Raw genomic sequence first — 23,210 nt, 5'->3', positions numbered from 1 at the left:
CGGTAGTCCCGGCCATCGGTGCCCCGACTGTCGCTCTGGTAGAGGCCGCTATTATCGTTATCGATCTTGCACTGGTTGACGACACAGCCTTGCAGTGTGCCGCGATCGAGCTCTGATGCCTCGGTCCGCGGTGATGTCCGGCGGACGATGCGCGCTGTCGCGTGCATCGCGAGTTCGCGGATCCTGCCTTGTGGGGTTCGGGTACGCGTCGTACCTTGCAGGAAAGGCTGTCACTGTGTCCTGTCAGCGGCAACGCGGTCTCATCGTCAGTACTACGTCGATGTGCGAACCGGCCATCGTCACCGCCACCGGCGAGGTCGACATCCATACAGCCCACCACTGAAGGATTTCCCCCGAGCACTGCGGCTGATCACAGGCGCCCTCGATGTACTCGAAAACCCGTCGCCGCCCGCAGGGCAGAGGAGTCTCCATGACCGGCATCCATGATCTGCCCACGCCCACATCATCGAAAACAGAGCCCGCGGCGCCCGCTGAACACGCTGTCCGGATGCGCAGGCGGCTGGAGCGTCTCGTCGGCGTAGCGGCCACAGAAGGCAATGAGCTGATCGCCCTGCGCAATGGCGACGAGATCTTTCCTGCGATGCTGAACGCCATCGGCGCGGCCCGGCACACCGTCGATATGATGACATTCGTCTATTGGCAGGGCGATATCGCGCGCCGGTTCGCCGAAGCCCTGGCCGCACGCGCCGAAGCCGGTGTTCGGGTGCGTCTGCTCCTGGATGGTTTCGGCAGCCGGACAATCGAAAAGGACCTGCTGGATGGGATGGAACGAGCCGGGGTCCAGATCGCGTGGTTCCGTAAACCGCTGTTTCTGTCTCCGCTCAAACAGAACCACCGGTGCCACCGAAAAGCGTTGATCATCGATGAGGGCCTGGCGTTCACCGGTGGCGTGGGTATCGCCGCGGAGTGGACCGGGAATGCCCGCAACGAGCACGAATGGCGCGACACCCATGTGCGCCTGAGGGGGCCCGCGGTGGATGGGATCGCCGCGGCATTCGCCCAGAACTGGGCGGAATGCCACGTCGAACTCTTCGACCGACACGACCGGTTCACCCCGCAGCAATCCTACGGAGATGCGACCGTCCAGGTTGTGCGCGGATCGGCCAGCTTCGGCTGGCAGGATATGCAGACACTGCTGCGGGTCGTCATCGAATCCGCCGAGACACGACTGCGCCTGACCACGGCCTACTTCGCCCCGGACGCGTACTTCATCGACCTGCTCTGCGCGGCGGCGCGACGTGGGGTGGAAATCGAAATCCTGCTACCCGGCCGGTACACCGACAAACGCGTCTGCCAGCTGGCCGGCCAGCACTTCTACGACGAACTGCTCGCCTGCGGGGTTCGTATCTTCCAGTACCAGCCGACGATGATGCACGCCAAGATCATGACGGTGGACGGCATCGCGGCACTGGTCGGCTCGACGAACTTCAACCGGCGATCGATGGAACACGACGAAGAAATCATGCTCGTCGTCCTCGACAGCGAGTTCACCGCCACGCTGGACTTACATTTCGACGACGACAAGAGCGCCGGCGAGTCCATCCAGCCGAAGCGGTGGCAGCAGCGCTCGGCCTTGCAGCGCATCCGGGAACTGATCGTTCAGCCGATCCGGCGCTACCTCTGATCCGCAACGGATGCGGGTCCATCCACTCGCGCCGCCGGGGTCGGCACCGCGCCGGGCACGATCGAACAGCCACGGCGCCTCGTCCGTGATCCCGGCCGGGCAGTCCGGTGGTCCCGCAGTTGGGCGGTGGCCACGCGCTGCAGATCCGGACCCCGGCTTCCAGCGTCTCCCGGTGCGGACCGGCGCTCGGGGTGGCTCCCGGTGTGGCCACTGGGAAAGGGTCCTGCCACTCGCCCCTCAGCTGGAACCGAACACTCCGGGCGCCGTGAAGGCCAGGTGGGCGAAGCGTGCACCGATCAGTTCATGCGTCGCTGCGTCGGGGTGCAGGTTGTCGGGAAGGGGATGTTCGGCGTTGTCGCCGGCTCCGTAGAGATCGCGACCGTCGAGGTAATGCAGGTGGGGGTCGTAGGTTTTCCGATCCTTGATGATGTCGGCAAGCCGGTCACGGACCACCGACAGGGTAAGGCTGCCGTGCGCGACGTCCGCAGGGTCGCCTGTCGCGACGAACCGGACTTCACCCGCACGCAAGGCGTCCGTGTCGAACGACCCCGGCCCCGGGGTGTTTTCGTGGATCGGACAATGAATCGGGCCGATGACGAGTAGCGGCGTGTCGGGGTGCCCGTCACGGATGGTGTCCAGGAACCCGTGGACCGCGGGGCCGAACGCGCGTAATCGCATGACATCGGCGTTGACCAGATTGATGCCGATCCCGACGCTGAGGAGGTCGGCCGCCGTATCGCGCATCGCGCGTGCGGTGAACGGGTCGAGCATCGCGCTGCCGGACAGCCCGAGGTTCACCAGTTCGACACCTCCGAGCGCTGCGGCCAGTGCGGCCCAGGTGGTACTCGGGCTCGCGGCATTGGATCCCTGGCTGATCGAGCTGCCGTGGTGCAACCACACGCGGCGTTCTCCCGCGGGAACGGGCAGAACCGTGTCGTCGGTCCGCAACGCGACGAGCTCGATGCGCTCGTAGTGCGGCAACCAGATCTCGACGACCTTTTCCCGCGAGGGCAATCCGGCGAACCGCACAGTGCCGACGCGACCACGCTGCCATTCGGTCATCCCCGAGACCATATCGGTGCGCACCACGTCGCCTCCGCTGGTAGTCGCGCGACCGGCCAGCTTCCCAGCAATCCGCAGATCCACCGTGCCATCCGGCCGATCCGGTACGCCGACGAGGGAGCTGCGGGTCCGCAGCAGGTCGACCTCGACCACCGTCGAGCAGGTCCGGAACACCAGGCGCACTCCCGACGGTTGCGCCTCCGCAGCCGCCAGCCGAGGGTCGTCGCACTGCGCGCGGGCCGCCGCGGGGAGCCGATGCGAAAGCCACCCGCGCTCGGTCCGCTCCAACTCGGCAGCACCGCGTACGAGTTCGGCACCGATGGGGTGATTCCGCAGCACACGCGCGGAACTGGGCGTTGTCATTGTCGGCCTCCTCGTCGAACCCATGAAAGCAGGCGCCGCCCGGGAACAGACCAACGGGTGCCGAGGGCTACTTCGAGCATCGGCCTTCTGCCGCCGCTCGGCGGCACGTGCCCGCCCGGATATTTCGCTGACCCGGCCCTGAAATGCCCGCTGACGTCAAGCGGAACGAAGCGTTATCACCGTGATCTCACTGGGCGCGAAGATACGGAACGGCGGACCCCAGAAACCCGAGCCCCTGCTGGTGTACAGCTGGGTCCGTGCACCATGTCGGCTCAGCCCGTGCACCGCGGGTTGATCGAGGCGGACCAGGAAGTTGAACGGCCAGATCTGCCCACCGTGGGTATGGCCGGCGATCTGCAGGTCGACACCGGCCGCCGCGGACTCGAAAACCTGCTTCGGCTGATGCGCGAGCATGAGCACCGGAAGCCCGGGATCGACTCCCGCCAGGGCAGCGGCGAAGTCCGCGCCGTGACCACTCGGTTCCGCCGACTTCGCAGTAGCGTCGTCGACGCCGGCAACTACGAGGCGGTCGCCGCCGCGCTCGACGACAATATGCGCGTTGTGCAGGGTTTTCCAGCCGATCGAATCCATGTGGTCGAGCCAGCCCTGCGCGTCTCCGAGGTACTCGTGATTGCCGGTGACATAGACCTTGGCGAGCTCGGCGTCCATGGTGGCGAGCGGGGCCGCCTGCCCACGTCGTTGCGCCACGGGGCCATCGGCGATATCACCGACATGGGCCACGATATCGGGACGTAGTTCGTTCACCGCCGCAGCGACTCCGAGCGACCACTTCGTCCGATCGACAGGACCGAAATGTGTATCGGTGACGGCGACGATCCGGATACCGTCCAGGCCCCGGCCGAGTCGGGGCAGGGTGACGTCCACGTGCGCGATCCGGGGAATACGCATGGCCTCCCGATTGCCCCAGATCAGGAGAACTACGGTCACCACAACGACGGCGGTGGCCACCCAACGTGAGCGAACGGGGTCCTCCACGCCCACGAAGCCGAGCACCAGCCGAGCTGCCGTGCCGATCACCGACCACGCGAAGAGTACCCAGACGATTCCCAGGATGGAATCACCGATCACTCCCGCCCAGTCGAGATGGCGGCGGCCGTGGCTCAATACCAGTGTCACGGGTAGAGCCACGAGAGTGACCACGAAGACCGCTGTCCCCAGCGCGACCACGGATGCCGGCCACTGAGTTCCGGACATCACCAGCGTCCACCACGGGACGGCGAAGAGGACCAGCAGCACGGAGACGATCGTCATAGTGATCGCAAGTGCGCGCAGAGGTCTGGGTCGAGTACGCGAATCCGATCGGACCGCGGTGTCTGGCAACGGAGTGCTCACCACCGCGATCCTAATTCAGTTCTCGAGGCGATCCGACGATCACGGCGGCGCACCGGCCCCGTGCACCTGTAGCGATGGCTCGCACCGGTCAGTCCGGGAAGTAGCTGGAGGCGGGTTGACAGGTGACATCGGCTGCGGGGAGGACGCCGCCGCTCAAGTAGGTATTGACGATATCGTTCAGACAGGGGCTCAGACCGTTGCGGAAGGTGCCGTGGATACGGGTATCGGCCAAGGTGACCATTCGTGATCCGGTCAGCGCCCGGTGCATCGCAACGCCTTCCGGATAGGCGGCGCGGGTGTCACCGGTTGCCTGCAGGATCAGCGCCGGCGTGGAGTTGCGCACTTCGGTGGGAGGCTCTACCGGGTCCGGCCAGAAGGCGCAGGCGGTGATGTTGTTGGCGAATGCGCCGAACACCGGCTGGGTGGCCCGGACACGTTCGATGTTGCGGTAGTACCAGGCGGGATCCCGAGGCGCCGCCTTGTCACCGCACAGGACAGCGGCCATACCCGGGGTTTCCAAGGGGACGGCACCGGTGACCTTCGCCTTCAATCCTTGCGTATCGATCGGCAGGCCGGACAGGCCGTCGGCAATGATGCGTACAACGTCGGCGAGGTCGGCGTTCAGCTTCGGGTTCGACAGGAACGCCAGCAGCATCAGTGGCACGACGTGTTCATCCAAGAGATCACCGTCCGCGAAGATCGGGCGAGCGGCGGCGCGGCGGATCAGATCCTCGACGAACGCACGGACCTGCGGCCCGGTGCTGCCGAAGTGGTAGTCGGCATCGTGGCGGGCGGCCCAGTTCGCCCAATCGTCCAGTCCGGCCTCGTTGGCGGCGCCCATGTCCTGGTAGATCCCGATCCAGTAGCGGTCCGGATCGATCGCGCTGTCGAGCACGATCCGGTCACTGTGCCGGGGGAACATCTGCGTATACACCGTTCCCAGGTAGGTACCGTAGGAGCTGCCGTAATAGCTGAGCGCGCGTTCACCGAAGATGCCCCGGACGACATCCATATCCCGGGCTGTGTTGCGGGTGGTGATGTAGCGGGCCTTCTCTGGATCGGATGCCAGACATGAGGCCGCCAAGGCGGCGGCCAGGGTGGTATCCCGCGCGTAGCCGAAAACATCGAAGCCCGCCGAGAACACCATGGTGGGTAGCGGCAGCCCACAGTGCACCCGATCCGACCGGCCTATCCCCCGCGGATCCATCCCGATCAGGTCGTAGCGGGCCCGCACTTCCGGTGTGAAGGGCTGCCGTGCACCGGCCAGCAGACCCAGGCCCGGGCCGCCGGGACCGCCGGGGTTGGACATCATGATTCCGCGCCGACGGGCCGGATCCGTAGCCGGGATACGTGAAATCATGACCGTCAGCGTCCGGTGGTCCGGACGGCTGTAGTCGAGCGGCACGACGACACCCGCGCACTGTGCCCCTGAAGTATCCAGAACCGGATCATCGCACGGCTTCCAGACCAACTGCTGGTGATAGAACCGTGCCAACCCATCACCGATGTCGTCGCCCGGATCGGCGCTCACCGGCCCCGCGGGAAGTGCGACTGCCAGTGCGATCACCAGCGCAGACCACCTGGCCCACCATGTCGGCATCAAATCTCGCGGCCCTCTCTGTCGAATGTCCCACTCCGACGGCACTGAATTCTCGAGGGCTCCGGTCCATACGCCGACAACGGTCCGTATCTCGCGCACATTCGAACAGACCTATCGTGTTCGATGGGATACGGCGGCTGCGACCCCGGAAGAGCAGCCCCTCATGGGAAGAGCTTCCGATTCACCTCTGCACCCTATCGTTCTGGGTCGCATCCGTGTGCTCTCCGGGGGACGCCGCGCCGTGCATGGGTCCTCCGATTCGCCACGGCTACAAGTCGGCGATCGGGCAGCATCTCGACACTGCGACCGAGGTGGGATTCCCCTATCGGCCGGGGGAGCCGAGGACCGCGTCGACGGCGGTGTAGAGGGTTTCGGTTTCGGTGTGGAGGATGGAGTCTTCGGCGGGCAGCGCTCTTTCGATGGCGAGTCCGTTCAGGACGGTATTCAGAAACCGCGTATGCCGCGCGATGTGGTCCGCGGTCAGGGCACCCTCTCCGGCGAGGGTCGTCAGCCAATGTTCGACGCGGCGCCTGCCTTCGTTTTCCATGGCGAGGTAGGCGGCGCGGGCCTCGGGGCCGGGCTCGGCGGCGATGAAGGCATCGAAGACCCGGCGCCAGGCTTCGCGCGCTTGCGTGCCGACTTCGGGCGCGAGCACTTGCCGCAGGCACCGGACCAGTCGATCGCGGGCGGGCACCGACCGGTCGTGGATGACCTGATCGTCGGAGGCAACCACGTCGTAGATGGTCTCGAGTACCGCGTCGCGAAGCGCGCGCTGAGTCGGGAAGTGATAGCGCAGTGACCCGGTGCTCACACCCGCACGTGCGGCGACCGTCCGAACACTCAGAGTTGCTGCCGCGTCCTCGGCGATCATGTCGCACGCCGCCCGGAGAACCCTGGCCCTGGAGCCGCCTTCCTGGTCGTCTTCCACCGCCTCGACCCTCCTCTCTCGTTGGTAACACACCGTACTAGCACGGTGTGTTACCGTGGTTCATCCCGCAATAGTACAGCGTGTTGGACGCGGGTCGGACTCGACAGTGGAGGGGTATTCGTGTTGGACGAGTGGCGGCGCCGCCGGGCGGCGAAACGCGTCATGAGCGGCGATGGACGCCCATTGGCGCGGTTCCGGTGGTGGCAGCTACCCGGGCGGGCCCTGTTCTATCTGCCGCTGCGGCAGGGTGATGGCCCCGAGGTGGTGTATGCCGTGGATGTCCGGCACTGGCAGAACCAGGGCTCGGGCACTGTGACCGCGGATCTGTATCGCGACAACAGGCAGCACGCCCGATCGAAGCTGCCCGCCGCCTTTCCTGTCGAAGGCGGCACGATCCAAGTAGCGATGAGCAGCTTCGGAATCAAGCGCTGTCACTACGTCGCCGCCGACGGAATCGAATCACAGCTCACGCCGGACCCTCGATCGGGAGAAGGACGCCGCGCTCGCCTCGACCGGAACCACCCGGCACTGAGCAGGACCATCGGCTTCATCTCGCTGAGCATGCTCCTCATCGGTGCCCTGCTTCTCTTGATGCAGATCATCGAAGCCGTATCCGCGATTCCCCCGATCGCGGAGTCCATCGGCAGTATCAGCTCGCCGATCGGCCTGCCGTGGTGGCTCAACGCCGCGCTCGCCCTCGCGGCCGTCGTCGCCGGCACGGAGCGAGCCCTTCGGCTGCAGCACAACCGGCTACTGGACGGCGCGATGAACTGACCATCCGCCGCCCCCGCACATCGACAACGCCTGATGTCACCAGCGCACCGACGGGCGTGACCGAACCAAGCCACCAGGAGGATCGCGTGGAATCCCGATCGCAGCGATCGATCACCCTCACGGCAGCACTCTGCCTGTCACTTGTCGCAGCCGGATGCTCCCACGGGCCGGCCCCGGCCGGTCAGGAACCTCTGACGCCTGCTCCCGCCCGCCCGGCCGTGGAATGGGGGCCATGTCCGCCCGATGTTTCGGGCGACTCGCCGCAGTTGCAGTGTGCGACGGTGCCGGTTCCGCTGGACTATCGCGACTCCGACGGCGCCCAGATCGACCTCATGATCTCGCGGCTGCCCAGTTCCGAACCACAGCAGCGACGCGGCGTACTGCTACTCAACCCCGGTGGGCCGGGCGGGTCCGGGCTGGGATTCTCGACGATGCTCGCCGCTCGCGGGCTGCCCCGCGGCGTACTGGACCGATACGACCTGATCGGTATGGACACCAGGGGAATCGGACACTCGGCGCCGATCAGCTGCGGGTTCACCGAAGGCGACGGCTACGAAGGAAACATTCCGCCTTACGCTGTCGACGATGCGGCGGTCGCCACCCAGGCCGAAGCCGCCGGTCAGGTGGCGCAGCGGTGCGCGGCCCACGACAACACGGGGCGCCTACCTCATGTGACGACCGCGAACATGGCGCGCGATCTGGATCGCATCCGAGCCGCGGTCGGCGAGGAGAAAGCCAGTTACCTGGGCTACTCCTACGGTGCGTCGCTGGGCGCCGCATACGCCTCGATGTTTCCCGAGACCACCGACCGGATCGTGCTCGACAGCAACTACGGCGATACGCATCTCGATCGCGACGGGTTACGCAGGTACGCCTTGGGCATGGAACAAACCTTCCCGGATTTCGCCGCGTGGGCCGCGGCCCGGCACGATCACTACGGTCTCGGCCGCACGCCGCAGGAAGTACGCCGGACCTACCTGGATCTGGCGCGGCGGCTCGACCACACCCCGGCCGACGGGATGAACGGCGGCCGGTTCCGGCTGAACACCTTCGTATCGCTCTACAACGAGGCTTCCTACGAACCGACAGCGCAAGCATGGAAATCGCTGCTCGACTCCGAGAACGCCGGGTCCGCGACCGATACGCCGGCACCCGCTCCGGCCCCGTCGCCGCACGACAATATGTGGTCGGTCTTCCTCGCGGTCACCTGCAACGACGTCCAATGGCCGGAGGATATAGGCACTTACCAGCGGGCCGTCACCGAGGATCGCGCGAAATACCCGCTCTTCGGCGCCGCGGCCGCCAACATCACGCCCTGCTCCTACTGGCCCCATGAACCCGCCGAGCCGCCCGTCGCCGTCAACCCCGACGGGCCCGCCAACGTCCTGATCGTGCAAAACCAGCGCGACCCGGTCACGCCGATGCGTGGTGGCGAGCTGCTCAACGACAAGTTCGGCGACCGATCTCGACTACTCGGCATCGACGGGAGCGGACACGGGGGCTACATCCTCGGAAACAATGCCTGTGCACGAGAAATCACCACGAGCTACCTGGTCGACGGCATACTGCCCGAGCACGATACGACGTGCGAGGCCCAGTGAAACGACAGATGTCCGGTGGCGCAAGCCTGGTCGTCCCGGCCCATCCATGCCGCGATCGGCGTCACCCTCGCCGACCGCGCCGGCCCGACGCTCGAACCTACTGAGAGAAACCGCCGGAAACACCTTCGGCGAGATAGACCCGCTGTAACGCGCGACCTGTACACGACGGAAATGTCACTCAGATGAATTCAGGGCATCCGGGTGCGCGGCGACGGCTATTCCGGGAAGCTGTGCGAGATTTCCGGAGCCGATGCGCCGAGGCCGTGGCAGTTGTATGGTAACTGCGTATCGGTAAGGCGGTAATGGATTTCAGTTGTCGAGCGGCCGAAGCTTTCTCGGTGCGGTCCGCTCGGGCCCGGATCGAGTGAATCATCCGCGCATGTCGAAAATCTTTACCGCTGCTCGGAAGTGGGTTGGATTGTGTCGAAGAATGCTGCAGGTACGGGTAAGTTCGGAAATATCCGGCGCAGTCGGGGGCTACTACTGTTCGCAATGCTGACCGCGATCGTGCTGGTCGCCTGGCTGATGGTGTCACCGCTGTCGAGCGAGCCCGACTCGCCGGTGGATACCGAAGCCGCGGATCTCGTCACAGTCTGCGAGGTGACCGGGGGAACTCCGGGTCAGGAGATCAGCCGCCGGGTCGCCGAATCCGAGATCTCCGGCTTGCTCACCGCAACCCGGTCCTATCTCGGCCCCTGCGCCGAATACGGTACGAGCATGCCCCTCGGCGGAGGTCGGATCACCGCCTTCTCACAGAGCGACGAGTCGGGTAAACCACTGGCGATAGGGCTGGCAGCCGAGGACAGCGTCTACGACGCCCTGCCCTATGAACCGCCGTCGGGCCGCCTCTGGTGTCACGACAAGGACGAAGACGGGGAGGTGGCAGACCACGGCGAATGCGCCGGTGGGCACGAGACGGTGTTGCCGCTGAACGACTCGTTCGCCGCGCGTGCGGACATTCCGTACACCTACGTGCTGGCCAACTGGAATCCGCACGGGCACGTCCCGGCCGGTATCTGGGACACACCGCATTTCGATGTCCACTTCTACCTGAACGACAATGCCGAGCGGCTGGCGATCCGGCCCGGGTCGTGCCTGCAGCTCACCCACTGCGACGACTACCGGCTCGGCAAGGCGCTGCCCGACCCGAAGTACCGGCACCCGGACTACGTCGACCTCGACGCGATCGAGCCGGGTATGGGTCAGCACCTGATCGACTCGGCCACTCCGGAACTGAACGGTGCCCCTTTCACCAGCACGTTCATCTACGGAAGCTGGAACGGCGAGGTCACCTTCCTCGAGCCGATGGTGGACCTGTCTCAGTACGAGGCCCTGCGCACCAACCGTATGGCGGATACCTGCGTCGATATCAAGCAGCCGCAGGCCTGGCAGAAACCGGGCTGGTATCCCACCAGATATTGCCTGCGGCACCGGGACAACCGCGCGGAGACGCTGACCACCCTCGAGGGCTTCGTTCTCCATACGGCGGGCTGAGGTTCCGTTCCCGCGGCGGGGATGCGGGGGCGGTCGACCGCCCCCGCGGCCGGCGCAGGCACACAGATACCGGGAGTCGGGCAATACCAGGCCGTCACCGAAGCACTCGAATTTGTTCGCGATCCGGGTGTTATCGGTGGTGGCGTAGTTTGCGGGCCGAGACCCGGGGCGGCGGATGGACATCAATACGCGCAAAGCGGCATTCCGTTCGACTGATACGTGGCGCCTTTGATCACGTATCAGGGGCGAGCTGTCGGCGAAATGTCTTGTCGGATGCGCCTCGAGGCGAGTATTCCTACTGGCGCGACTTGTTCTCGACGACGAATTCACCGGACATTTTCCGAAGTTGGTGCGCACGCCACATTTCGGAATGGCTTATTTGTCCCCACTGCACAACAACATCGCCGATCATGCGACCTGACCGTTGCGACCTGTTCCAGCGCGGAACAAGGGGCCGATCGCCCGAGCGGGCCGGCCGTACTACCCGGTCAGCAGCGTTCCCGTGGCCGCAGTCCTTGCTGCGTGGCGAAGCGGTTGCGGTACGTGTTCTCCGCGAACCGCAGAAAGTACTGCAGATCCGCGAAGTTGGAGACAGGACCGAAGGAGACCCGGATCGCACCGCCGCTGGGCAGACCCAGTGCCGCGATGTATTCCTCCATCGTGGCCATGCGCGTCCGGAAGAGGCGGCTCAGGACCGGCAGGCTGATCCCGAAGGCGGCCTCACCCGCCCCGGGGTTACAGAAACAGCCGGTACGCAAGGAGATACCGGCTGCCGCCGATTCGGCGGCGATCAGGCGCTCATCGACGACGACGCCTTCCGGGTCGAGGAAGTTGAACGTGACGGTGCCCCCGCGGCGCGCGGTGTCCACCGGACCGTAGATGCGGATCATCGGCGCCCCGTTGTCGTGTTGCAGCGAGCTCAGTCGGTCCAGCAGCCGGCCTGTGAGGCAGGTGACGCGGCGGCGCACCGTATCGATGCCGATGTCGCGCAGCCAGCCGAGACCGAATGTCACGTCCGGGATGGACAGGAAGTTCAGCGTCCCGTCCTCGAACGCCGACTCGTCGTCGGCCCCGACGTGCCAGTTGCCCTGCAGGCTCGCCGCGGCTATCGTGCCGCCCGCGAACCACGGCCGGCGCAGCCCGGCCAGCGCGGACCGGCGCGCGACGAGGCAGCCGACGCCGGTGGGGTAGCCGAACAGCTTGTACCAGCTGATCGGGACGAAATCCGGCTTCACCACGCTCAGGTCGAGTGCGTTGGCCGGGAGGTAGGCGGCGGCGTCCAGTAGTACGTCGTAGCCGCGTCGGTGCGCGAGTTCCACCCAGTCCAGGGGGTGCTGCACGCCGGTGAAATTGCTCTGTGCCGGATACGCGAACAATCCGCGACGTCCGGTGGCGGTGAAGCGGCGAGGGCGCAGCGCAGCGTCGACCGCTTCGTCGGTTGTACGCAAGTCGGGTGTGTCGATTGGCACGTACACCACCCGCCCACCGCGTGCACGGGCGAATTCGCGGACGCCGACCACGGAGTTGTGATTATCGGCGGTCACGATGTATCGCGAACCGCGGGCGAACGGATACGCCTCGCCCACCAGGCGGCAGGCCGCGGAGGCGTTGGCGGTGAAGATCGCACAGTATTCCCCGGGGTCGGCATTGAGATGCGCCAGCACCGCGCGGCGGGCCTGCTCGACCGAATCGGTGGCCGCCCGGGAGGTCGGATTCTCCGAATGCGGGTTGCCGAAGCACTGTTCGGCCAGCCTGGCTTCGTGGGCCCGGTGCTGGGCGGTCGCGGCGAGCCCGGCGCCGGCGAAGTCGAGATACACCACGCCACCGTCGTCCAGGTACCGGTACTCGGTGCTGCGCAGCAGATCCAAGGTGCCGGTGGTCTCGTAGTCGGGGTGAGCAGCCAGGAATTCCGCCGAGTCGGCGACCGTCTGCTCTCGGCTCGTATTCACGTGCGACTCCTGTCTTCGGCACTGCCGGCCGGGAACTGTTCATATCCGGCGACTGCCGCATCAGACTCGCGTAAAACTGCCCCCGCTGCCACGGCTCACGTTGCCGAGTGTGGGAAGTCCGGCCGCGCGGAAACCATTACCGAGACCTCGGTGGAGCGCTACCGGCGCGCCATCGAGGTCAACCAGACCGGGGTTCCTCGGCATGCATACTCCCGCCCCGGCGGTGTGGCGACCGAAATGGGCGCATCACCGGGCGTCGTCGCGTCGAAAGGTCCCCGCAGAAACTCCACAAAACAGCAGCTCAGAGGTTAGAACTCGAGCTAGGAGGCCGGGGCCTCCGGAAGTGGTTCCAGCTCGGGGAGCTCGGCCAGCAGATCCGGGAGCGGGGGCGGCGCGCCGGTGGCCAGGAGATCGGCGGCGGCCGCGGCCAGCACGGTGGTCGTGACGGTCCGCATCCGGTCCGCCGGAATATCGCCCGTACCGGCCAGGTCGTTCACCGGGGGCGCCGTGAAGTAGAACGGGGTGTCGCCGAAGGAATTGTGGCCCGCCCCGGCCACCCCGACCTCCCAGTCCGGGATCGAACGCCGGTGCCGTTCGACCAGCCAGTCCACCCGGGCGGCGGAGGCACCCTGGGCGTCACAGGGTACGGCGACGGCGCAGCTGTGATCCGAGGCGATGAGCAACCGCGGCGCCCGGTCTCCGGCCGGTGGTGCGGGTTGCGGACCGTCCAGATTGACGGATCCGGCGCACCGATCCATCTGTTCGCAGGCGAGGGCCGCCGCCATTCCACCCAGCGAATGGCCGCCCAGGACCACGCGGCCGGGGTCGATGTGCCCGCCGATCGGGCCGACTCGTTCGGCCGTCAGCGCGGCAACCATCGCGGTCATATCGGCGGCCTGATCCACCGACAGCCGATCGATCTCCTCGGGTTCGGGCTGCCCGCCGGGCGGAGTCGTCCGCTGTTCACCGTCGACCACGCGCGACGGCGTCGTCGTGGGCACCAGCAGCGCGACGATATACCCGCGACTCGCCAGGTCTTCGCCGAGTGTCGTGTACATCCAGGGCGCGGTGCCGTATCCGGGAGCCAGCGCGATCAGCGGCCGGATTCCGGGCGCCGGCGCGGACTCGTCACGAGCCCACGAGCGGACCCGATCCATATCCTGCACGAACCATCCACGTCCGAGGGCCGGCGGGAGAGCGCCCGCACGCCAGCCCGCGGGGGCGTACGCCACGGCGGGGCCCTGATGCCCGGCGGGATCGGCCGGATACCAGAGCCATACCGCCCGGCGCGGCTCGTCCGGGTCCGGTGTGCCCGCGGGCACATCGGTCAAAGCCCGCCCGACGGGATGACCGCCATCCGGCCGCGGGAGCTCCAGGACCCGGTAACGCAGTACCCCGACGACGGCCAGGTATCCGGCGCACAGCACCACCACCAGCAGCAGGAGCACCGCGGCCGGCCGGACTCCCCGGCGCCGCGACCACCCGCTCACCGGCGGCCATCCGGTACCCGCGACGGCCGGGCGCGGTCCACAGGCGTCGCCGCGTCGGGCGGATCACCGGGCCCGCGCCCGGCAACACATCCAGGGGTCACCTCACTCCTCACCATGCCCGTCGGTTCGTCGCCTTCGTCGACAGCGTATTCCGACGACAGCCGGTCGATGCCCCGGACGGCGGACCGGTGCCACCCGATACGTCGCGACCCGAACGACGCCACCGGACCGAGCCCATAGACCCCGGACCGGCGCGTCTAGGCTCGTGCCCATGCCCGCCGACCCTCCCACCGTCGCCCGATTGCGGCCGTTCGCCTCCACCGTATTCGCCGAGATGACCGAATTGGCCGTCCGGCACGAGGCGGTCAACCTCGGCCAGGGATTCCCGGACAGCGACGGACCCGCCGGAATGCTCGAGGTGGCACGGAAGGCGATCGCGGACGGACTCAATCAGTACCCGCCGGGTCGCGGGATGCCGGTACTGCGGCGGGCGATCGCCGCGGACCGCGCACGCCGATACGGCACCGCCTACGACCCCGAGACCGAGGTGCTGGTCACCGTGGGGGCCACCGAGGCGGTCAGCGCCGCGGTGCTCGGGCTGGTGGAGCCGGGCGCGGAGGTGGTCCTGATCGAGCCGTTCTACGATTCCTACCCCGCCGCGATCGCGCTCGCCGGCGCCCACCGCCGGACGGCGCGACTGGTCGCCGAGGGCGACCGTTTCGTCCTCGACCACGACAGCCTGCGCGACGCGGTGACCCCGGCGACGCGGATGATCGTGCTCAACTCACCGCACAACCCCACCGGCACGGTCCTGGACCGCGCGGATCTGACGGCGATCGCCGATATCGCCCGGGAACACGATCTGCTGGTGCTGACCGACGAGGTGTACGAGCATCTGGTGTACGACGATGCCGAGCACATCAGTATCGCGACCCTGCCCGGGATGGCCGAGCGGACCCTCGTGGTGTCCAGCGCCGCCAAGACGTTCAGCGTCACCGGCTGGAAGATCGGCTGGATATGCGGGCCCGCCGAGCTGATCGCCGGCGCACTCGCCGCCAAACAGTTCCTCACCTTCGTCGGTGGCGGACCGTTCCAGCCCGCTGTCGCACACGCCCTGACGCACGAGATGGAGTGGGTCACGGGGCTGCGCGACCGCTTGTCCGCCGAACGGCTACGTCTGTCCGCCGCGCTGGCCGAGACGGGTTTCGGGGTCCACCCCAGTGCCGGCAGTTATTTCTTCTGCGCCGATATCCGGCCGTTCGGCGCGACGGACGGAATGCGGTTCTGCCGCGAACTGCCGGGGCGGGTGGGGGTGGCGGCGGTACCGATGAGCGTGTTCACCGACGATCCCGCACCGTGGCGGCATCTGGTCCGGTTCACCTTCTGCAAACGACCCGAGACGCTCGACGAGGCGGTGCGCCGGCTGCGATCGACCGCAGCCGGCTGACAGCGCCGGGGTCGTTCACAGGAGTTCCACTTCGCCGGCGAGCCAGCGCCCATCGACCTCGTACATGGTCATGATGATGCGGTTGCGGTCGATCCGGGGCACCGCGGTGGTGGTGTTGCCGACCTCGGCGTCGACGAACAGCATGATCACCACCCGGTCCCGGGACGCGGACCGGATACTGGCGGCAGTGACCCGTCCTTTGCTGACCGACCGCGCCTCCACCAGCAGTGGGCGCAGATTCTGCGCCGACTCGGCGTACATCTTCTTGAACTCGCCGGTGGCACCGGCGTCGATGGCCGCGAAATCCGCGTCGATACGCGCGGCGTCGATGCTGGTCAGTGTGACGGCGTACTGCTGAGCCGCCGCGAGCGCGGCCTGCGCCGCACCGTCGATCGCGCGCCGGTCGAGCCATTGCCAGCCGAGGATCGCGGAAAGACCAGAGGTGAGCACCAGCGCGACCACGACAGCGCCGGACAGCAGGCGGTTGCGCAGCCTTCGGCCAGATCGCCCCGGACCGGCCGAATCCACTTCCGCAGCAGTCATTTCCGTATCCGCATCGGGAAGCGCGGCGTCCGCGGCGGGTTCGCCGGTGGCCGGGTCGGTATCGACGGTCCGCTCGGTCGGCGGGGCCTGGGTGGTCGATCGGGTCATCACGGTCTCCTCATCCGGCCGGCACGTACGCCGGTGCGCCGCCGTACGGAGTGGGAATGGACTGGGGACCCACCGGAGTCGGATCCGCGGTCTGCAGCGGGTCGGCCTCGGGCGGGGGGTACAGGGTTTCGGATCCGGGTGGGCGGGGGGCGTTGCGCGCTCCGCGTGGCAGCAGCGACGGGTTGGGGTCGGTGCAGTCCGCGTGCAGATAGGGCTCGGGGAAATCGGGGACCGTCCCGGGTCGGCGCGGCACGGTGTAGTCACACTGGCGGCGCGGATAGATGCTGACCAGCGCCCAGACATATCCGTCGTGGAATGCCGAGGTGATCGCGTCGAGCGCCGAACCCCCGCGCTGCTGCGGGAAGAAGAACTCGTTGAAGGCGGGTACCCGTAGCTGCGTCATCTGTGCCACGGTGGTCAGATTTCCCAGTAGCTGCACCATCGTCGGTGAGTTCCGTTCGATGATGGCATCCATGGCGGTCAGCGATTCCGGGGTGCGGCCGACAAGCCGGGTGAACCCGCCGCTCCTCTCGGCGACCCCGCCCATGGTCGTCGACAGATCGGCGGCCGTATCACGCAGGCCCGCTTCGGAATCGGCGAGGGTGGTGAGCACCACCTTGCTGTTACGCAGCAGCGAGACCGTTTCGGGCAGCATTCCGTCGAGGGTGGAGATCATGAACAGGCCGCCGTCGATGATGGCGGCGAGTTTTTCGGGTCCCTCCCGGCCGACGCCGAGTTCCCGGCTGATCGCGGCGAGCCGATCGGGATCCACCTGTGCCAGGGTTCCGCTGAGACTTTCCAGCATCCGCGACAGAGGGATCGGGCTGGAGGTGCGATCGGCGGTCACCGTATCGCCGGCGGCGAGGTACGGGCCGTCGTCACCGGCCGGCAGGAAATCCAGATACTGTTCGCCGGCGGCCGAGAGTGCGGCGGTCCGCACCGTTCCCGACACCGGGATACGCACAGACCCGTCGATCGCGGCTTCCGCCACCACCTTGTCGCCCGCCACCTCCACGGAGACGACCTTCCCGATACGGGCGCCGCGCAAGGTGACATCCTGGCCGGGGAGCAGCCCACCGGATTCCACCAGCTCCACGCGTACTCGGTACGGGTCGGCGAATGGATCGATCTCCAGTGCGCCCACCAGCAGATAACCACCACCGGTCAGGAAGATCAGCAGCAGCCCGACAAACGAGACCGGCGTCCGATGCCGATGCATTCCCCGCACCGACCCCACCAGGATCCGGGCCGGGCCGTCCAGCGAGCCACGTACCGGGCCGGTCATCGCGGCGCTCCGTGGACGCGCCCACCCAGCCGTTGGAGCATATAACCCAGCGAACCCACGAACGCGTGCCAATCCGTGATATCGGGGGGCCGGGCCGCGGGGTCACCGGGAAAATTCGGATCCGGCGCCGCGCCGAGGGCGAGTTGGACGATATCGGCACGCACATTCGCCGACGAGGCGGTGGTCACCTTCAATACGATCGGCAGAACACTGTTCAGCGTGGCCAGATCGGCTTCGGGATTGAGCGCGGCGGCGTTCATCCCCGCTGCCAGCGCGTCGAGATCGGCGATCATGCTGCCGTGGTTCGTGCCCTGGATCGACGGAAACCGCGAAAGCTGCATCGAGATCGCGTGCACCCGGTCCACCAGATCCAGTAGGGCGTCGATATTGTCGCCGACCACGCCCAGCGCGGGCGCGGCGGACGCCACCGCGTCGCCGATCGCCGGTTGCTGCGCGGCCACGGTCGCGCTCAGCGCGGCAGTATCGGTGAGGACCGTGTGGATCCGGTCCGATCGCCCGGCCAGGGTGGTGAGCAGTTCGCGGGTTCGGGTGAGCAGCGCGGCGAGCCGGTCACCGCGGCCGTCGGTGTACTCGCCGAGCGCGGTGATCACCTGCGTGATGTTCTCGATGGCACCACCGCCCACCAGCAGCGAGGCTCGGCTCAGCACCTCCTCGATGGTGGCCGCGGCGGAAGTGGATTCGACGGGTATCGCCGCGCCGTCACGCAGGACCGCGCCGTCCGCAGGTGGTTCCGCCGGGGGTTTCATCGCGACGAACACATCCCCCATCGGGGTGGCCGAACGCAGTTCGGCGCCGGTCCCCACCGGCAACGCCACGCCGTCACGGATACGCAGCTGCACCACGGCGGTGTAGTCCTTCGCCGCCATCGACTCCACCTGCCCGATATCGGCCCCGTTGAGTTTGACCTTCGCCTTGGTCGGCAGATTCAGCGCGTTGCCGAAAGTGACGGTCAGCGAATAGGAGCCGTCCCCCAGACCGGGTGCGGGCAGCGGTAGCCGGTCCAGGCTGACCGCGCATCCGCCGAGCGCGACCACCACCGCGAATATCGTCGTGGCACAACCGATTCGTGAAATGGGAGTCATCGGTGGTTCGCCTCCGCCAGCGCTTGCAGGATCATGGTCAGGCCGAAATCCGGGCCCATATCCCGCATGGTTCCGGTATCGCAGCCGAGGTTGGTGAGATGCAACAGATTGCAGACTTCTTTGACCATCTGGCCGTCCAGCAGGAATCGGTTCACGTCCACGACCGCGCGCACGGCGCCCACGTTCTGGTCGATCGCGTGATAGGTGTTATCGGTGACCAGCGGGAACACATCCAGGAATTCGGCGATATTGCGCTGGTAGTCCGACAGTGCGGCGGTGATCGTCCCGGAATTGCCCGCGAGCGAGGCGAGGGCGTCCTGGTTCCGTTGCAGGAGCAGGGTGACCGCGTCGATGATGCGGTTCAGCCGGGCGCCGGTATCGCCGGTGCCCAGCCCTTCTCCGGCCAGGAGGTCGGCCAGCTGGTGGATCCCCGCCCCGAATTCGCGAAGTGTGCCGTCGTTGCGGGCGGCCATCGCGGTGAGTGCGTCGAGGTCGGTCACCACGGTGGTGACCGCCGCCCGGGTGGCCGCTCCCCCGTCGCCGCCGAGCCGTAACGCCGCGGCGAGATCGCCCAGCGCAGACCGCATGCGGTCGCCGTTGCCCGCGGTGACCGCGGTGCTCAGGCCCATCAGATCGGCAACCGGGCCGCTGCCCCTACCGTCGCCGCCGAGTGCGGTCGTCAGTTTGTCGACCATCGCCAGCAGGCTGTCGAATTCCACCGGTGTCGCGGTGCGGCCGGGACCGAGGGTGGCGCGCTCGGGCAGCTCGGGCCCGCCCCGGTAGGCCGGGGTCAGTTCGATCCGGCGGTCGGTGAGCACGGAATCGGAGACCGCGACCGCCCGGACGTCGGCGGGCAGGGATATCGACCCGTCGACGCGTAGTTCGATATCGACTCCGGATCCGCGGGGCTCGACCCGGACGATCTCGCCGACCCGCATCCCCAGCACCGACACGGCGTTCCCCTGGAACAACCCGTTGGCGTTCGCGAAACGCGCGGTGATCACCGTATCGTCGGGCCGCAGCGGACCGCCGGAGCATCCGGCCACCACCGCTGCGGCGAATACGACGATCACGAGAACGACCCGGCGCACGAAACGGTTCATCGGCAATCCTCCCGGTACGGCGCCTTTCCCACTTCGACGGCACGGGCGCTGAGCGCACACATGAACGCATCGACGAAGGCGCCGTCGGGCGCGTTCGCCGCCAGTTCCGGACCGGTACCGGTCGCGTTGGCGAACAACCGCCAGGGCACCGGCAGAATCTGCAGCAGGTTGCGGAGCAGATCGTCGTGCCGGGCGATCATTCCCGACATTTCGTTCAGATCGTCCAGCAGGGCCTGGATCTGGGCGCTGTCACCCACGACGATGGGCTCGAGCTGCCGGACCAGAGTCGTGACGGCTCCGAGCAGTCCGCGCAAGGCCGCTTGCCGGGTGGCCAGTTCCTGGAGCACGGTGCGGCCCTCACCGACCAGCGACGCGAGGTCGCCCTGCTGCGTGCGCAGTACCGTGGTCACCTGCTCCGTGCTGGTGAGCAGCGTGCCGATCTGATCTCTGCGCTGCGCGATCACCGCCGAGAGTGCCTGCACGTCGTCGAGGACCTGTGGCACCAGCGCCGGCAGGCCGTGCAGTTGCTCGGACAGCGTGGTCATCGACTCGGCGATCCGGTCGGCGTCGACCGCGGCGAAGGTCCGGGTAGCGTCCTGCAGTGCGGTCTCCAGACTGTAGGGGACTTCGGTCCGGTCCAGAGGAATCGCACGGCCCGGTAGGGAACCCGCGCCGTCGGAACGCAATTCGATATAGCGGGAACCCAGCATAGTGGTCAGTTTGATCGCGGCGCGGGTATCGGCGCCCAGGCGCAGGCCCCGGTCGATCTTCATGGTGACGACGACATGGTCTCCGGCCAGCCGGGTGCCGGAGACCGACCCGACCGGAACTCCGGCATAGGTGATCGCGTCCCCGGGTCCGATCCCCGCCGCCTGCGCGAAATCCGCTCGATACGTCGCCTTGCCCAATTGGAGCGAATTGACGAACACCGTCGTCAGCAACAACACCGTGGCAACGCAGACGGCGAGGATCCCGAGTTGCAGCGGACTGCGTATTCGCGGCGCGCGCGGTAGCCGTCGGGGCATTTTCATCACCTCACCTGCACATCGCGGAATGTTCGGTCTGCCCGCCCGGGGAGGCGAGCGCGAGTATCTGGTCCACCAGCGGATCCACGCCGGGCAGAATGCCGAACCCGATATCGCAGACGTAGGCGTTCAGGTACGCGCCGTGGTCGGTGATCCGCGCCAGCGATTTCAGCAGCAGCGGCAGGTTGAAACCCAAGTACGCGAATTGTTCTTTGTTCTCGATGAAATGCCGGGCGAACCCCGGTTGGCGATCGATGAACCGATCCAGCGACAGCGCCGCGCCCTGAACCACCTGGGCGGCCCGGTCGAGAACGACCGCGATCTGCTCGGTCTGGGCGAACAGGGTGTCGCGCCGGGCCGACAGCCCGTCGAAGATCCGGCGGGCCTGGGTGATCGTGGTCCCGAGACCGCTGCTCTGCCGCGCGAGTTCGGTGACCACGGTACCGAGGTTGTCGATCACCGAGCCGAGTACCTCGTCGGGCCCCGCGAACGCTTCCGCCAGTCGCGCGGTTTCGGCGATCAAGGCGGGAATGGCGCCGTTCTCGCCCTGTAGCGCCCGGATCAGCGCGCCGGTGAGATTGTCCACGTCCTGTGGGTCCAGCAGGCCGAACAGCGGCTGGAACCCGTTGAGCAGGCCCGACAGGTCGAACGACGGTTCCGTGTGGTCGACCGGTATCCGGGATCCCGGCTCCAGCACGCCGGGATCCCCGAAATCGGCCAGCGACAGGCCCAGATAGCGCTGCCCGATCACGTTCTGATAGGTGACCGAGACCACGGTGTTCCCGTAGATCGAATGCTCACCGGCCACGTCGAAGGTCACCACCGCGTGGGTGCCCTCGATCTCCACCGCCTCCACCCGCCCCACCTGCACACCCGCCATTCGGACGTCGTCACCGACCCGGAGGCCGGAGACATCGGTGAAGGTCGCGGAGTAGGTGTCGGTGGGCCCCGGAACCCCGCGCTGCAGGGTCGTGTGGACCATCCAGGTCAGTACCACCGAAACGACCAGGAACAGTGACAGTCCGATCAACGGCCGCCGTTTGCTCATCGTGGACCTCCGCCCCCGCCGTCCGCGCCGGCCGGTGTGATGTGGATATCGTTCCCCCGCAACAGCGGACCGAGCAGCAGCTGCGACAGGGAGTCGGGTGGCCGGCCGAGAACGGTGGCGATGCGGTCACGTTCGCCCGGACCGCCGGTCGGGCCGTCCACGGCGGCGGCCGGCACCGCCTGACCGGCGCCGGGCAACGCCGCCGGCCCCACGGGTGCGGTGGTGCAGCTCGGTCCGGCGAGGTCGCCGTATCGCGGGCAGTCGGCACGGGAGTACTGCTTGTGCGGGGTCAGTTCGAGGATGATCTTTCCGGTGGCGCTCTGCGTCTGCGGATCCCAGAACTCGGTGGCGAACCGGTGTGAGAGGCGGCGCTGCGAGGTCGTCATCTGGACGAAGTTCGGGCTGCCCCGGGCCAGGACGTCGAGGACCGGCGCCATCCGGGCGGTGATATCGGTGACGGTGCCGGTCTGGTTCTGCAGCGCCGTACCCACCCGGGTGGAGGTCACCAGCCCGCCGGACAGCAGATCGGCGAAGGCGGTGCGTTGCTGCGCCAGGGTCTGCATCGGCACGATGGCGCGGTTGACCGCGTTCAGCAGGTCGGGTGCCGAACCGCGCAGCCCGGTGAGGGCGGCGGCGAGCGCGTCCAGGGTGGACCCGGTGCCGTCCGGTGCCGCGACCTCGTTGAGCGCCGCGACGATTCGTTCGAGCTGCGCGGCCCCTCGCAGCATCTCCTCGCCCCGGCCGCTGGTGGCCGCGCGCACCGTTTCCAGAATGCCGACGGTGGGGTCGGACGGGGAACGACCGGCCGCCGCGGCGATCGTGCTCAGCGCGGTGAGCGAGGTCTGCAGCCGGACCGTGTCCAGACTCCGGTCCTGGGAGAGCTGCGCGCCGGCACGCAGCGCCGGCGCGGGCCCGTTGTCGACCAGCTGAACCGACGGCACCGCGAAGACATTGCTCGGCACGACCCGCGCCGTCACTGTCGCCGGTATTCCCGAGGCGTGCCACGGCTCGAGGTCGATTCGGACCCGGCTCGTTCCCAGATCGGTCAGGTCGATCCCGGTGACCGTGCCGACCAGCACACCCCGGTATTTGACATCCGATTTCACCGGCAGGCCGTCGCCGATATCGGTCATGATCGCGGTAACACCCACGGTGTCCTCGAAGGACCCTTGCGAGCGGGCGATCCCCGCCGCGACCGCCGCGGCCACCACCACGGCGAACGCGATACCGCGAACCAGCAGTTTCCAGGTGGCGAGGTTGCGGTCGTCTGCTTCGAATGCGGTCGTCAT

18 protein-coding genes are annotated in these 23,210 nt (G+C 67.4%); 5 read left to right on the top strand and 13 right to left on the bottom strand.

Annotated elements, in window-relative coordinates; all coding sequences use genetic code 11:
• Positions 1 to 430: 430 nt before the first annotated feature.
• Entirely contained in the window at positions 431 to 1,645 is a 1,215-nt protein-coding gene (locus AB0F41_RS05955) for a phospholipase D-like domain-containing protein (RefSeq protein ID WP_357421584.1), read from the top strand.
• A gap of 237 nt (positions 1,646 to 1,882) precedes the next feature.
• Here AB0F41_RS05955 and AB0F41_RS05950 read toward each other — a convergent pair whose 3' ends face one another.
• From AB0F41_RS05950 to AB0F41_RS05935, 4 genes are all read right to left on the bottom strand, one after another.
• The gene (locus tag AB0F41_RS05950) at positions 1,883 to 3,070 is read right to left on the bottom strand and encodes an SGNH/GDSL hydrolase family protein (RefSeq protein ID WP_357421583.1); all 1,188 of its coding nucleotides are present in this window, start codon (positions 3,068 to 3,070) and stop codon (positions 1,883 to 1,885) included.
• Between the two features lie 156 nt (positions 3,071 to 3,226).
• Entirely contained in the window at positions 3,227 to 4,342 is a 1,116-nt protein-coding gene (locus AB0F41_RS05945; RefSeq protein ID WP_357421582.1) for a metallophosphoesterase, read from the bottom strand.
• 169 nt (positions 4,343 to 4,511) lie between these two features.
• Entirely contained in the window at positions 4,512 to 5,990 is a 1,479-nt protein-coding gene (locus AB0F41_RS05940) for an alpha/beta fold hydrolase (protein ID WP_357421581.1), read from the bottom strand.
• A 355-nt stretch (positions 5,991 to 6,345) separates the two neighbouring features.
• Entirely contained in the window at positions 6,346 to 6,951 is a 606-nt protein-coding gene (locus AB0F41_RS05935) for a TetR/AcrR family transcriptional regulator (RefSeq protein ID WP_357421580.1), read from the bottom strand.
• A 120-nt stretch (positions 6,952 to 7,071) separates the two neighbouring features.
• On the opposite strand from AB0F41_RS05935, the gene AB0F41_RS05930 reads away from it, so the two are divergent.
• The 3 genes from AB0F41_RS05930 to AB0F41_RS05920 all read left to right on the top strand — a co-directional run bounded on the left by AB0F41_RS05930 (position 7,072) and on the right by AB0F41_RS05920 (position 10,820).
• Entirely contained in the window at positions 7,072 to 7,725 is a 654-nt protein-coding gene (locus AB0F41_RS05930; protein WP_357421579.1) for a hypothetical protein, read from the top strand.
• Between the two features lie 281 nt (positions 7,726 to 8,006).
• Positions 8,007 to 9,326 carry an alpha/beta hydrolase gene (locus AB0F41_RS05925; RefSeq protein ID WP_357421578.1) on the top strand — a complete coding sequence of 440 codons (1,320 nt, stop codon included), beginning with the start codon at positions 8,007 to 8,009 and terminating at the stop codon, positions 9,324 to 9,326.
• A gap of 492 nt (positions 9,327 to 9,818) precedes the next feature.
• Entirely contained in the window at positions 9,819 to 10,820 is a 1,002-nt protein-coding gene (locus AB0F41_RS05920) for a hypothetical protein (protein WP_357421577.1), read from the top strand.
• 488 nt (positions 10,821 to 11,308) lie between these two features.
• Here AB0F41_RS05920 and AB0F41_RS05915 read toward each other — a convergent pair whose 3' ends face one another.
• Entirely contained in the window at positions 11,309 to 12,769 is a 1,461-nt protein-coding gene (locus tag AB0F41_RS05915; protein ID WP_357421576.1) for an aminotransferase class V-fold PLP-dependent enzyme, read from the bottom strand.
• Positions 12,770 to 13,089: 320 nt separating this feature from the next.
• Entirely contained in the window at positions 13,090 to 14,259 is a 1,170-nt protein-coding gene (locus AB0F41_RS05910) for a hypothetical protein (RefSeq protein WP_357421575.1), read from the bottom strand.
• A 271-nt stretch (positions 14,260 to 14,530) separates the two neighbouring features.
• On the opposite strand from AB0F41_RS05910, the gene AB0F41_RS05905 reads away from it, so the two are divergent.
• On the top strand, positions 14,531 to 15,706 hold the full coding sequence (locus AB0F41_RS05905) for a pyridoxal phosphate-dependent aminotransferase (protein ID WP_357421574.1): 1,176 nt from the start codon (positions 14,531 to 14,533) through the stop codon (positions 15,704 to 15,706).
• 15 nt (positions 15,707 to 15,721) lie between these two features.
• On the opposite strand, the gene AB0F41_RS05900 is transcribed toward AB0F41_RS05905, so the two are convergent.
• Genes AB0F41_RS05900 through AB0F41_RS05870 form a run of 7 tightly spaced genes read right to left on the bottom strand, consistent with a single transcriptional unit; the run spans position 15,722 to position 23,210 of the window.
• A complete protein-coding gene (locus tag AB0F41_RS05900; RefSeq protein WP_357421573.1) occupies positions 15,722 to 16,357 on the bottom strand; it encodes a hypothetical protein in 636 nt (211 codons plus the stop codon).
• A gap of 10 nt (positions 16,358 to 16,367) precedes the next feature.
• Complete coding sequence (locus AB0F41_RS05895) at positions 16,368 to 17,642, bottom strand: MlaD family protein (protein ID WP_357421572.1); 1,275 nt, start codon at positions 17,640 to 17,642, stop codon at positions 16,368 to 16,370.
• Positions 17,639 to 18,745, bottom strand: a complete 1,107-nt coding sequence (locus AB0F41_RS05890) for an MlaD family protein (protein WP_357421571.1) — start codon at positions 18,743 to 18,745, stop codon at positions 17,639 to 17,641. The genes AB0F41_RS05895 and AB0F41_RS05890 overlap by 4 nt, the downstream gene beginning before the upstream one ends.
• Positions 18,742 to 19,848, bottom strand: coding sequence for an MlaD family protein (locus AB0F41_RS05885; RefSeq protein ID WP_357421570.1), 1,107 nt, complete (start codon positions 19,846 to 19,848; stop codon positions 18,742 to 18,744). The genes AB0F41_RS05890 and AB0F41_RS05885 overlap by 4 nt, the downstream gene beginning before the upstream one ends.
• On the bottom strand, positions 19,845 to 20,879 hold the full coding sequence (locus tag AB0F41_RS05880) for an MCE family protein (RefSeq protein ID WP_357421569.1): 1,035 nt from the start codon (positions 20,877 to 20,879) through the stop codon (positions 19,845 to 19,847). The genes AB0F41_RS05885 and AB0F41_RS05880 overlap by 4 nt, the downstream gene beginning before the upstream one ends.
• A gap of 4 nt (positions 20,880 to 20,883) precedes the next feature.
• Entirely contained in the window at positions 20,884 to 21,921 is a 1,038-nt protein-coding gene (locus tag AB0F41_RS05875; protein ID WP_357421568.1) for an MlaD family protein, read from the bottom strand.
• On the bottom strand, positions 21,918 to 23,210 hold the full coding sequence (locus tag AB0F41_RS05870) for an MCE family protein (RefSeq protein ID WP_357421567.1): 1,293 nt from the start codon (positions 23,208 to 23,210) through the stop codon (positions 21,918 to 21,920). Before AB0F41_RS05870 ends, AB0F41_RS05875 begins: the two co-directional genes overlap by 4 nt.

Origin of the sequence: Nocardia sp. NPDC024068 (assembly GCF_040638875.1) — a bacterium.
In the GTDB taxonomy this organism is placed as follows: Bacteria; Actinomycetota; Actinomycetes; order Mycobacteriales; family Mycobacteriaceae; genus Nocardia.
This window is presented reverse-complemented; position numbering and strand designations above follow the sequence as displayed.